General features: G+C 35.7%; 5 protein-coding genes and 1 tRNA gene. 1 reads left to right on the top strand and 5 read right to left on the bottom strand.

Features of this window, described 5'->3' with window-relative positions; translation table 11 throughout:
- The 3 genes from FA046_RS14520 to FA046_RS14510 form a co-directional block, all read right to left on the bottom strand.
- Window positions 1-7,514, bottom strand: a 7,514-nt coding sequence (locus FA046_RS14520; protein ID WP_205943666.1) for a LamG-like jellyroll fold domain-containing protein, incomplete at its 3' end; no start/stop codon positions are given.
- A gap of 28 nt (window positions 7,515-7,542) precedes the next feature.
- Complete coding sequence (locus FA046_RS14515; protein WP_136827255.1) at window positions 7,543-8,091, bottom strand: hypothetical protein; 549 nt, start codon at window positions 8,089-8,091, stop codon at window positions 7,543-7,545.
- Between the two features lie 440 nt (window positions 8,092-8,531).
- On the bottom strand, window positions 8,532-9,209 hold the full coding sequence (locus FA046_RS14510; RefSeq protein WP_225870934.1) for an HAD family hydrolase: 678 nt from the start codon (window positions 9,207-9,209) through the stop codon (window positions 8,532-8,534).
- Between the two features lie 92 nt (window positions 9,210-9,301).
- On the opposite strand from FA046_RS14510, the gene FA046_RS14505 reads away from it, so the two are divergent.
- Window positions 9,302-9,388 (top strand) — tRNA-Ser (locus FA046_RS14505).
- 542 nt (window positions 9,389-9,930) lie between these two features.
- Here the strand turns inward: FA046_RS14505 and FA046_RS14500 are convergent.
- Both FA046_RS14500 and FA046_RS14495 read right to left on the bottom strand, forming a co-directional pair.
- Window positions 9,931-12,765, bottom strand: a complete 2,835-nt coding sequence (locus FA046_RS14500) for an FAD-binding and (Fe-S)-binding domain-containing protein (RefSeq protein WP_136827254.1) — start codon at window positions 12,763-12,765, stop codon at window positions 9,931-9,933.
- Between the two features lie 20 nt (window positions 12,766-12,785).
- Window positions 12,786-13,811 (bottom strand): carbohydrate kinase family protein, encoded by a 1,026-nt coding sequence (locus FA046_RS14495; protein WP_136827253.1) that lies wholly within the window; start codon window positions 13,809-13,811, stop codon window positions 12,786-12,788.
- Between the last annotated feature and the right edge of the window lie 5 nt (window positions 13,812-13,816).

Here is a 13,816-nt window from a genome sequence, read left to right as displayed (position 1 = left end):
CAGAATGCATCTGCATTGCTTGGCGTAATACTTAATACTGGTAATGGCCAAATGCGGATATCATTGCTTGATGTGCTTACGTTTCCATTTACATCTGTAACTGTCCAGCTTATGGTGGTTAAACCTGTGTTTAAAGTTCCACTTGCATCTGTTCCTGTTCCTATTCTGCTGGTTGCTCCGCTCAATACATAATTCACACTAGCAACGCTGCAATTATCTGTTGCTGTTAAAGTAGGTAAGCTATAAGTGTTACTGGCTACAAAACAAATTTCTTGGAAAGCTAATTGGGTAATGATTGGTGCAATTGCATCTACAACAGTTACTACCGCTGTTGCTGTTGATACGTTTCCGTTTACATCTGTTACGGTTAAAGTCACGGTGTTTGCTCCAACATTGCTACAATCAAAAGCTGTTTTGCTTAATACGATTGTTGCAATCGCACAATTATCTGTACTTCCGTTGTTGATAGCTACAGCTGTAATGCTTGCATTTCCGGCTGCATCTAATTGGATGGTTGCGTTTTGTGTGATTACGATTGGTTTGATGTTATCTTCTACCGTTACGACAGCTGTTGCTGTTGATACGTTTCCGTTTACATCTGTTACTGTTAAAGTCACAGTGTTTACTCCAACTTGCTCACAATTGAAAGCTGTTTGATCTAAAACAACTGTTGCAATCGCACAATTATCTGTACTTCCGTTGTTGATCTCTGCTGCGGTAATGCTTGCATTTCCAGCTGCATCTAATTGGATTGTTGCGTTTTGTGTGATTACGATTGGTTTGATGTTATCTTCTACCGTTACTAAGCCTGTTGCTGTTGATACATTTCCGTTTACATCTGTTACTGTTAAAGTCACAGTGTTTACGCCAACTTGCTCACAAGTGAAAGAAGTTTTGTCTAAAACAACACTTGCAATCGCACAGTTGTCTGTACTTCCATTGTTGATCTCTGCTGCGGTGATGCTTGCATTACCTGCTGCATCTAATTGTATCGTTATGTTTTGCGTTAACACGATTGGTGCAATCTTGTCTTCAACCGTTACCACTGCTGTTGCACTTGATACGTTTCCGTTTACATCAGTTACTGTTAAGGTCACTGTGTTTGCTCCAACGTTCTCACAAGTGAAAGAAGTTTTATCTAAAACAACTGTTGCAATAGCACAATTGTCTAAACTTCCATTATTAATAGCTGCTGCCGTGATGCTCGCATTTCCGGCTGCATCTAATTGGATAGTTGCGTTTTGTATTAAAACGATTGGTTTGATATTATCTTCTACAGTTACGACTGCTTTTGCAGATGAAGCATTTCCAGAAGCATCCGTTACTGTTAAAGTAACTTCGCTTCCATTTATTACAGAGTAGCTAAAAGTTCCTGCATCATATCTATTAACCGGTCCTCCATCAATGATAGTTGGATAAGAAAATCCAGAATTTGTATATCTTCCCGTTCCTTGGAAAGTTATAGACCCATTTCCGTCGTTAATGGTAGATAAAGGCACAAGGAAATTACCATTTCTTTCATTGCCATTGAAACCAAGAGCAACTACTGAATAATCTCCTGGCATTAATACTACTTCACTAATAGTTCTCATTCTAAAACCATTAATTAAAGGCTGATTTGTTCCTGAAATCATTACGTCTAAGCCTGGAACTATAGTTTGAGTTTGTCTATTAAATATAGCAACTCTAATGCTGCCCCCTGATAATGAACCAAATATTCCATTTTGATTATCATCAAAAGCACCTAATTTATTTATAACAATTCCGTTAGGATTATTAACCCTAAAATCGTTTCCTAAAGCTCCTTGCCAGTTCTGAGTTCCTGATACTCTATTAGCCTTGTAAGCATAAACATCTAAAATTGTATTTCCTGATACATTCTCACAGTTGAAAGCAGTCTTATTTAAGACGTAATTAACAATTCCAACATTATCTGTTGAACCATTATCTACTTGTTGTGGCGTGATTACTGCATTTCCTGTAGCATCTAATTGAACCGTAATATTCTGTGCCAACGCTACCGGAGCAGTTTGATCTGTTGCTGTTACTGTAAATGTTTGAGTTTTTAAATTACCAGAAGCATCCGTTGCTGTTAAAGTAACTGTTAAAGGCACATTTTGTACCAATGCAGTTCCAACAGCTGGAGATTGTGTAATTAAAACTGGCAAACCTGAATTATCAGTTGCTGTAGCAAAACCTGAATAATCAGTTAATGTTGCCGTTCCGTTAATCGCATCTAAAGCAACTACTACATTTACTTGTGTTGAAGTGAAAATTGGTGCAATTTTGTCCTCAACTGTAACTGTTGATATTGCTGATGATACATTTCCATTTACATCTGACACAGTAAGAGTAACTATATTAGTTCCAATGTTGGCTCCTGTAAAAGTTGTTTTATCTAAAACTATGGTAGCAATCGCACAATTATCTGTACTTCCGTTATTGATGTCTGCTGCGGTAATGCTCGCATTTCCGGCTGCATCTAATTGGATTGTTGCGTTTTGTGTGATTACGATTGGTTTGATGGAGTCAATTACGGTAACAGTTTGTTGAATAGTTGTTTGATTTCCTACAGCATCAGTTGCTGTCCAAGTAATAACTGTTGGCCCAATTGGGAAAATACCAGAAGCATTTGAAGTATTGGTTTTATTATTGGTTAAAGTAACTGATGATGAAGAAACTCCACTAACCCAATTAGAATTAGTACCAGTTAAAGTAAATCCATTTAAAGTTCCATTAAGTGAACTTGAAGCATCATTAACTAAAGAGGTAATTCCTGAGTTATTTCCGTTAGCTACACCTTGATTAAATCCATAATTGGCAACCAAACCAGTTTGACCAGCAACTGATGCATTCATGTTAGCTGCGATTTGTGACGCTGATCTAACCGTATTCCATAAACGAAGATTTGTTAATGAACCGTTATAAAAACCATTAGCACCTGTTTGCATTAAACCAAGCAATATTCTTGATGGTTGAGCTAAAAGATTAGTAGAACCGGTACCTGTTGATTGTAAAACTCCGTTTACATAAAGTTGAATTTGCCCGTTAACTTGATTTCTTGTAGCGGCAATATGAACCCAATTTCCCGTGTTAACAGGAACAGTTGAAAATATTGTTCTATCGGGATTTCCAACACCAAAAGCAATTCTGTTTCCTAATAATGCAGTACCAAAATCATTAGTTACTCCACCAACTTCAGCATCTACAATTCCTATACCTTGATACCACTGACTACCTGTTGAATTAGGACCAACTTGTGTAGTTTTCATCCAATATTCGATAGTGAAATTTCCAGAAACGCTTCTTGGAATAGAAACGTAATCATTAACCCCATCAAATTTCAAAGCATTACCTGTTGATTCGCAATTATCTGTTGCTACTGGTACTGGTACAGTCACAACCGCATCACAAGATGCTGCGGATGTATTTACAGAAATATTATTAATGGCTGCAAAAACAGGTTTAATATCATCCTTAACAATCACATTTTGAGTAGCAGTAGTAATGTTTCCATTTCCATCGTTAAAACTCCATGTAATTACATAATTTCCTTGAGAGGTGTAGGTTAAAGGATTTGTTGTTGTCCCAGTTACTACCGCTTTACAATTATCCAAAGTGGTTGGAATTGAGGTTACAATTACCTCACATTGACCTGTTAAATCAGCCAAAATAGGCTGAGATGGCGCAATTTTATCTTCTACTGTTACTGTTGCAGTAGCAAAAGCTGTACTTCCTAAAGTACTAGTTGCGGTTAATTTCACTGTGTTTGCTCCAATGTTTGAGCAATCAAAAGTAGTTTTATCTAATACTAAACCTCCTTCTAATAATAATCCCACTACTGAGCTAGAACCATTATCAACTTGTTGTGGTGTAATGGTTGCATTTCCGTTTGCATCTAAAGCAACTGTAATGTTTTGCGTAATTACAACTGGTACTGGATCAATTACTGTTACAGAAACCGGCACTGTACTAAAGTTTCCGCTTGCATCTGTTCCTGTTAATTGAACTGTTACTGGACTATTAGTAACGTCTGCTGCGCTAAATGCATTTCTGCTTAATGTATAAGTAATTACAGGGCTGCAATTATCAGTTCCTGATAAAACAACATCTTGAGGAGTAATACTTACTGTACCAGAAGTTGTTAAAGTAACAGATATTGGTTTGCTAGCAATTACTGGCGCCAAATTATCTTTTACAACTACAAAAGCTGTAGAATTTGAGCTATTTCCACTTGCATCTGTTGCTGTTAAGACAACTGGTACTCCATCTGCCACCGCATCCATTCTAACCATAAAACCACCATCATCATTTGCAGTATTTGCATTACCAATGGCAAATACAATTTCATTAGGTCCTTCTTTTAATAAATCTAAAATAGATTGAGAAGTAACAAAATCAAATTGCATTCCGTTTTGGTAACCATTTGTTACGCCATTATTATCTATAAACAAATCATGATATGCAGTATTGCTAAAATTTAATACATCAAAATCATCCTCTCTACCAATAGAAACTCCATTGATGAAAATTTCCATTACATTATCTACTCTCGCTCTTAACCTTAATGATTGTGGGCGACCTGTTAACACAAAGTCATTTCTAAAAAATTTCAATCCGTCAAAAGATCTTATGCTACCAGCACCAGGTATTGCAGGCTTGAAAAATCCAGCTTGATTATATGGATTTTGTGTGTTTGAAGCTAAAGTATACGTACTCTTAGCTGGAAGTTGGCTAACCACAGAAATAAATGGTTGTGGGGTTGAAGTTGCATAGGTTGATTGTTTCCATGATGCATCTGAAACTATCGTAGCTTCATTTTTAGCCAATAAATCTGAGCAATCAAATGTACTTTTATCAATATTTAAAGATACACTACCAGAATTATCGCTCGAACCATTATCAATTGACTGTGGTGTAATTGACGCTGTTCCTGCTTGATTTAAAAATACAGTAATATCTTTAACTTTTACGAGAGGTGCAACATCATCAACTACCGCAACTGTAACAGGAGTTGCTAAACTAGTACATCCGTTTTGGCGAACAATAACGTTGTAACTTCCAGATAAATTAGCTGTATAATTTGCCAATGTTGCAGATGGAATATTGATTCCGTCTTTTGTCCATTGATAAGTTAAACCAGAACCAGTATTTGCTGATAAAACTACTGATTGAGATAAAGAAAACGTTAAAGGTCCGTTAGCTGTAATTGTAGCTACGGGAGCTATAAATGTTGGAGCTGTACCTGTAACGGTACCAGCTGCCCAGTTAGAAGTAGTGCCAGTTAAAGCAAAATTCAATAAAGACCCTGTCCTGTTATTTCCACTTAAATCTGTTAAAGTGTTTACAGTAGAATTGTTATTTCCAACAAAACCTTGGTTCATTTTGTAATAAGCCAATAAACCAGTTTGACCCGCACCTAACTCGTTATTTAAATTATTTTGAATTTCTCCTTGGCATAATGCTCTGTTCCATATACGAACCTCATCTATATTTCCACTAAAAAAGCTATCGAAACCAGTACGTTGACGAACACCAATATGAGCTGTATTAACACTAATGTTTCCAGGGTCAGCAAATGTTAAATCGTCTGTTTTTACACCGTTGATATAAACCTGTGCAGTTGTTGCTGAAGTTCTTACGAATGCAACGTGGGTCCAAACATTGGTTGGGATTCTACCCGCAGCAGGTTGAATAACTAAACCAACTGCTGATGAATTTCTTAAAACGATTTCTAAACCTCCATTTTCAACGCTTCTTGGGATAATAGAAAACATTGGGTTATCTGAACCTGTATTTCCCTCGGCATAAATTGCCCCGTTATCTGTTCCATTCCATTTTACCCAACCCTCAAACGTGAAAGTTTGTAAGTTAGCAACGGTTGGATTTGATAAAATTACTCTATCATTTTGACCATCAAAGTTTAGCGCAGTTGCATTTGGTAGCCAAACTACATTTGAAACTGAATTTAATGTTCCAATAGAAGCGGTAATTACATCAGTACCAGAATTATTTCCTGTGTAACAGAAAACAGCATTTCCATTTACATCAGAATTAGCAAATCCGGAATTAGAACTATTGACTCCTACTATTGAAAAATCTACTCTAACACCTTCAACAGGATTATTAAATTGGTCTAACACCTTAGCAGAAATACAATTGTTTGATCCCTTTATAAAACTTCCAACCTTTGGAGTAATATCTAATGTTGAAACGGTAGCTATAGGTGAGTAAGATGACCCAGCAGGATAGCCATAAGAATCTGCATTGTTAAATCCATAAACTGACACGCCAAATGGTAAACCGTTACTTATTAAATTGTGATTTCCAACACTTAAATCTATTTGAGCTCCAGAAAAACCAGAATTTCCTATTGGTGAAAACAAAGTTGATGAAATGATATTACCATCTAATTTAATAGTTCCAACGGCAGCGGTAGAAGCAACAATATTTGTATAGTTGTTAGGGAAGCCAGTTGCGGGTGTTGTAATTGTATATGCACCTAGAAATTGTTCATAAGGGGAAACCAACATCATGAATGGATCACCAGTTTTATTATCGTAACTTGTTCCATTTGCGTATTGCGCAACTAAAATTGGTTCAGATGCAGTAATGTTTAAAGCAGGAGTATAAATTTTCTCAAAAAACTGACCTCTATTTAAGGTAGCTACAACAACTCCATTAATGGTTAAAACTGTATTATTTGTTCCAGCTAAAAATCTATAAGTATCTCCAACTCTATTTTTCAATGGCATAGAAACAAAATTTTTGCCCCAAGTGTTTGCTGGTGTCATTTGCTCAACTAAATGGTCGCAAGCAAAGCTGGTAGTGGGAACATTTGCACATTGATTTCCCGAAAATACTGCTACAGGGTTAGTAGATGTAATTAGTGACCCAGTTAAATCGGCTGTATTTTTTAGATAAAATGTTTGCCCTTGATTAAGATTAATACTGTAGGTAGTACCAGCTATGTAATTACCGGTTGTAGCAGTAAGTTTAAAGCTTACAGTGGTATTATTAACCGTAGAAACTATTCCAATTTGGCCACCATTAAAGCCACCTTGGTAGCTCATAACCATATATTCTAAGCCTAAAACATCTGTTGGCAAACCCAAATACGCATCTGTAGTTGCAGATCTTTGGTTCATACCGTAAATTGTAACCTCTTTTGCGGCCGTAACATGAATACCTTTGTTTTCTGTTGCTGCACTTAATGCTAAAAAAACTGTATTTGGTAACGTTATGGTTGTAATTTGACCAACGGTGACGTTAAAATTTTGAGAGAAATTTAAACCCGGAACAGAAACGTTACCTGTTGTATTTTGTTCGCCCGAGATATAAAGATAGGCTGTTCCGCTGTTTGAGTTGTTTTCTGGAAAAGTAAGCCAGAAATCGTTACCCTTACTGTCTTTTCCTGTTTGGGCTTTAACACTGCTGGCTATCCCTGCAAAAAACACAATAGTTAAAATAAAAACTAAGCATTTTTTAACAATATTATTGTATGTTTTTTTCATTTTACTTATTTTAAAAAATAATGAGTGACTACAATTGAACTACTTTAATTTCTTTAAAAGAAAAAGTTAGTATATCTGATAAATATGTTGGATCTACTTGCTGGGATAAAACAATTAACTTCGGATTATTTAAATCTTCACAATTTGCTGGAGAAGTTAAACCAGTATTAAGGGTTATTTCTTTTACTCCGAAATAACCGTCTAAACCTTCTTTGACTTGTTTTGTGGTAAAACTCTCTTTAAAAGAAATGGAAGCTGTTTTGCTATTTAAATTATCGAATTTTAATAACACAGCATTCTTTCCTCCGCAATCTATAATCTTATGGTAAAAAGTCACATTATTTACCGTAGTATCTAATATCCAATTTTCGTCTATCAAGAAATTTTCGCGGAGTGATTGGTAATCGAAATGATTTTCAGTTTTAATAAAAGTAAAAACATTTGCATTGCTTGAAATAGAGGTTGATAATAAAATAGCTCCTACTAAAAAAAGTCTGCAAAATCTTTTTTGAAACCTTAAAATATTCTTTCCGTAAGAATCGTTTATAAGTTCTACTTCTGGTAATAAAATTTTCATTTTAAAATTATTTAGACAGTAAAAGTATGCAATTACACCACAGTACCTTATCAGGTAAAAGGATGATTTTGCACATTTTTAAGTAAATTACCAGAAAACAGTTAGTGATGTTTTTCTTCATACAAACACTATTAAAAACCTATTTATCAAACATTTATGATAATTGATAAATAATAGCTCTTAAATGCCCTCATTATTGCTTCTAGAAATTTTAATACGAGATCACAAATTCTTGACGATTTGCGTTTATTGCTTAAATTAAAACCAAAGGTTTAGTTTATAATTTTTTGAGAATTAAAATTCATCCTTTTTAGCAATAACCTGCGTAAAATAAACCCGACCGGCAGCGGCAGCGCCCCAATTTTTTATTGGGGACTAAAGCAGAGGGCGGGACTATCGGGAGATAGTAGTACAAGCCTTGCTTTTCTAATATTTAATAGTTAAAGTAAATCTAATGCTTGGTAATCAGTAATAAATTTTAAAATATTGGGATACTGCACAAAATCTTCTGGCTGGTGCAAAGTAGTAAGCGCTATGCTTTGCATCCCTGCATTTTGGGCGGCTTCAATACCTTTTGGGGCATCTTCAAACACTAAGCATTTAGCATACTCCACATTTAGCAGTTCGGCTCCTTTAGTAAAAGTTTCTGGGTGAGGCTTGCTTAAAATCACATCTTCTGCACTTACAATTACCGGAAAATACTTTCTGATATTCAAATTATCTAAAACAAAATCAATATTAAAAGGAATAGCCGCAGATCCGATGGCCATTTTTATGCCCTTTTGATGTGCCTTATCTAAGAATTGACCTAAGCCATCAATTAGTTTTAAATGGGGTTTAAATGCGGCCTGATACCTTAGTTCTTTTTCCATAGAAAGCTCATCCATTCGCTGTTGGGTAAAATATCCTTTTCCAAAAACACGCTCTAACAGCTCAGAGTTTTTGCCATACATCTGCAAAATAGTTTCGTCAAAAGTAATTTCAAACTTTAAGTCTTTCGTTAAAATTTCATGCCATGCTCTGGCGTGAAATTGCATATCGTCTATAATGGTGCCGTTAAGGTCGAATAAATAAGCTTCGTACATAATAATATTGTTTTTTGCTGCTAAAATAAACATCTAAATGTTAAGCCAACGGTTTATCATAAATTTGTGATATAGTGCTGAAATATTAACTAGAAAATCTTAGTTTTGCATCCCATTCAAAATCCGGAGAGATGTCAGAGTGGTCGAATGAGCCAGCTTGGAAAGCTGGTGTACTGGCAACGGTACCGAGGGTTCGAATCCCTCTTTCTCCGCAGATACTCGTATCAAACTTTATTAAAAGCCTGCAAATCATATGATTGTAGGCTTTTTTTTTTGAATAGTGGCAAAATATGCAATATTTGGCAATATAAAGTGGAGTAAAAAAGTTGAAAGAATTGACTCTACTTTGAATACATAAAAAGCTGGAATACAACATGTTCAACCACTAAACATCTTGATTTTATTCAACTACAAAAGTAATTTTGTTTAACTTTTAATGTTTAAAATCATGAGTAATTAAATGCATCTATGCTTTCATCTTAAAAAGCCAAAAAACTACATTAGTGGTACCATCCCTATCTATTTAAGGATTATCGTGGATTCACAACCTCAACCTAAGTTGTGAAGTTTTTTAGTTAAATTATGATTTTTAGTACAATCCTTTAATCGATTATTTGATTAGGTTTCAAACTTATAATAAAAATAAGAGCTTTCCACAAAAGACCGGTTCTCCATATCTACAACTGTAGCTGCAATATGACAACCTCCAATGTCGACACCAAGTTTATATTTCATTCATATTTAAAGTATTTCCTTAAAAACTACACTCATCAACCAATTTCAATATAGAATGGTAATTCTTCCCTAATGCTTCTGATAAAGCAATTTCACAGGTTTTTGATGAAGAATAATAACCATCAAACTCTCCAGATGACCAGACTTCTTTCTTTTCCAACAGGGTTGCTGATTTAGTCAATTCTGGAAAAAGGAAACCACGATCGCCAGCCATACCACAACAACCAGCAAATAAAGGTTGGGTAACATCATCTGCAAAATGAGTAGCCAAAGCATTGAATTTTCTTTCTAAACCATCCATTTTTTGTAAGGAGCATACGGGATGTAAAACAATCCTAGATTTTTTCTTTGAAACGATTACTTTAGGCATCACATAATCATGTAGGTAAGCTACACTATCGATGATCTGCATTAAATCAAATTTTTCTTTATTACCTGCAGTTAATGCAGGTCGACAGTTGTTTAATGTTTGGGTGCAAGAACTAATATCTATTACAACAGAATATGCTCCTTTATTGGTGATTTCCCAAAGCTTAGATATGGTATCATTTACCGTATAGCTATATGCCCCTTTAAATCCTTTTGAAGAATAAATTTGACCGCAACATTGCTTTTCAATATTACTAGGGATAACAACTTGAATGCCTGCTTTGCTAGAAACATCTAAAAATGTCTGCATCACTCCTTTTTCGCTTTCTTCTACATCGCCCATTATCCTCGATATACAAGCGGGAAAATAAACCACAGTTGTAATTGGGTCTTGCTCTTCTTTTTGCTTTGGAATAGCTTTTGCTAATGCCAGCTGATTTGACCATAATGGAAATGCAGAGATTACTTTTCTGAGCGAGTGAGTAACACGATACATCGTTTTATTGCCGAATGTTTTGTTCATCATTATACCCGATGCAAGTGCAAATTTCACAGTCTTAGATACTGTTTTAAAGTTTTTAGCTGTGAGCAGGGCTATTTTATTCGCCATTTCAGAATGACTTTCTCTGCGCAAGCGTTTTACTAAATCGCCTGTATTGATATCTACTGGGCAGGCTGTGGCACACAATCCATCTACTGCACAGGTATCTAAACCTTCATATTGATATTGCTTGAGTAGGGTTTGATATTGCTTTTTATTTCCTTTATTCTTTAGGTTTAAAAGCTCACGCCTTACTACAATACGTTTTCTTGGAGTGAGCGTAACGTTACGACTTGGGCATTTATGTTCGCAAAAGCCACACTCCATACACCTATCTACTTCTTCTTCAACTTGTGGAAGTTCTTTAAGATTGGTGATATGCGCTGCTTTATCTGCATTGATAATCACACCTGGATTGAGCAAATTTTCTGGATCTATGAGTTCTTTAACAGACTTCATAATCTTGTAAATTTCTCCGCCCCATTCAGTTTCTACAAATGGCGCCATATTACGTCCGGTACCATGTTCCGCTTTTAAAGCGCCATCGTATTTTTTTATCACTAGGTCAACCACTTCATCTAAAAAACATGCGTACCTTTCTATTTCTAATTTAGTGTCAAATGCTTGTGTAACTACGAAATGGATATTCCCATCTTTAGCATGACCGAAAATAATAGCTTTATGGTAACCATGTTTAGTGAAAAGTTGCTGTAAATCGATAATTGCCTCCCCTAGTTTTTCTACCGGGAAAGCCACATCTTCTAAAATTACAGTTGTACCACTTGCTCGTACAGCACCTACGGCAGGGAACATCCCTTTGCGTACTTTCCATAATAAAGCCTGTTCGTAACTTACCGTGGTAAATTCGGCAGCGTTAATTAAGGAGAGTTGTGGCGCTATTGTTAAAAAACCATCTATTTGCAGCTGCAATTCATTTTGTGTATTTCCCTGATATTCTATTAATAATGCTGCTGCTGTTTCTGGGAGGGTTTTAATAATAGACGGAACGCCTACCATGTTTTCTATTGAATGTAATGAAGCTCTATCCATTAATTCTACAGCTGCTGCTCCCGAATATTTTAAAGGAATAATTGCTTTACAAGCCGAATAAATATCTGTAAAATACAATAAGGCTGTTGATTTCTCTGAATAATCTGGAATGGTCTCCATTACTGCTTCGGCAATAAAACCCAATGTGCCTTCTGCTCCTATTAACAAGTGTGCAAGAATATCTAATGGCTCTGTAAAATCTATAAAAGCATTTACAGAATAGCCTACTGTATTTTTAGTGAGGTATTTCTTCCTGATTTTATCATGGATTGACACATTCCCCATTACCATCAATTGCAAGCTTTGCAATTGATGGTAAACAACGGAACATTCCTGTTTAAAACGCTGATAATCAGCTATTTTTTCTGTACTATAAGTTTTCCCATTAGGTAAAATAAAACGGATATATTTTACAGTATGGTAAGAGTTTTTACACACCCCACAACACATTCCGCTGGCATTATTGGAAATGATACCGCCCATCATTGCCGAATTGATACTGGCAGGATCGGGGCCTATTTTTTTGTGGTACTTTTGTAGGTGCGCATTCACAATTGCACCTATTGCACCGGGTTTTACCCTCACGGTAGCACCTTCTCCTTCCACTTTAATGGTATCCCAATGCTGACTTAAATCTACCAGAATACCATCTGTAATGGATTGCCCCGATAAACTTGTTCCAGCGGTACGAAAAACCAGAGGAATGTGATTTTGTTGCGAAAAGGCAAACAATTGGATAATTTCTTGTTCTGAAACTGGCAAAACCACTGCTTTTGGACGCAAATAATAAAATCCTGCATCCGAAGCACAAGCTACTAAATCTATTAAGCTGGATTTTATTCTTTCTTTTGGAAATATTGACCTTAATGCTACACTAATTTTTTGTCCGTCCATTTACGATATAGATCTGAGCATTAAACTTTTACAGTTTCATTTCTAAATCCGAATTGGTCTGCTAATAAAAGGCATTTTTCTGAAGATAAAATGCCATCTGAAGATGTTGCAGCAAATAAACTGGCAGCGGCAACACAAACACCTAATTTTAGGCTTTGTTCCATTTCCCAATCATCATGAATACCCATTAATACACCTGCTGCAAAAGCATCTCCAGCTCCAACTGCTCCTTCAATTTTATCTGAAGGCAATTGAATACTAGACTGAAATAATACTTCTCCGTCCTTACTCACTGCAATGCATCCATTAGGAAAATGAAGAATCACCCATTTTTTAACGCCCATTTCAATAATTCTGTGAGCTGCCTTGTAGCAATTATCAAGTATTAATTCTCCATTTGTTGCAACCGTTTCTATCACTGTAATCATACCGGCTTCAAATTCGTTTACAAAAAGATAATCAACGTAAGGAAGAGATGAAGGTATAATCTCTTTAAAACGATCAGAACGTTCGCTCACAATATCCACAGAAGTAATAAAGCCTTGTTCTTTTGCTTTTTTCAACACTTTTGATGCTCTAGTATTTCCATCTTCTTCTATAATATCCAGTTTATCTAATAATAATAGATAACCCAAATGAAAGATTTTTGCTTGCGAAATATCAAAATCAAAATGATCAATATCCAACAAGGCATTTGCTCCTCGCTGATGAAAAAAGGTTCTTTTTCCTGTGGATTTCACCGTCATCACATCAGTATAGGAAGTATAAGCAGCTGTTGTTTTCTTGATTTGATGCGTGTCAATTTTTAAAGCTTCACACTCTTCAATAATCTGTCTTCCTCTTTCATCATCGCCAACCAAACCCAATCCGCTTAAAGGAAAATTAGCCTTTAGCTTTGTTAATCCCTTTAAAACATTATATGCCGAGCCGCCATTGCTATTGTACTCGGTAAAAATATTTACCAGTTTTTCTTCTTCAGGATAAACATCGATTATCTTTACCTGATCGATGATCCAGTTGCCTGCAACTAATATTCCTTTCCTCATAAAAA

The sequence above is a fragment of the Pedobacter cryophilus genome, from assembly GCF_005116455.1.
Classification (GTDB): Bacteria; Bacteroidota; Bacteroidia; order Sphingobacteriales; family Sphingobacteriaceae; genus Pseudopedobacter; species Pseudopedobacter cryophilum.
Note: the sequence above shows the minus strand (reverse complement) of the source record. Positions and strands in the feature narration are given on the sequence as shown.

Excerpts from the sequence above, each read along its gene's own strand:
- FA046_RS14515 (WP_136827255.1), bottom strand. The coding sequence starts at position 8,091 with ATGAAAATTTTATTACCAGAAGTAGAACTTATAAACGATTCTTACGGA.
- FA046_RS14510 (WP_225870934.1), bottom strand. The coding sequence starts at position 9,209 with ATGTTTATTTTAGCAGCAAAAAACAATATTATTATGTACGAAGCTTAT.
- FA046_RS14500 (WP_136827254.1), bottom strand. The coding sequence starts at position 12,765 with ATGGACGGACAAAAAATTAGTGTAGCATTAAGGTCAATATTTCCAAAA.
- FA046_RS14495 (WP_136827253.1), bottom strand. The coding sequence starts at position 13,811 with ATGAGGAAAGGAATATTAGTTGCAGGCAACTGGATCATCGATCAGGTA.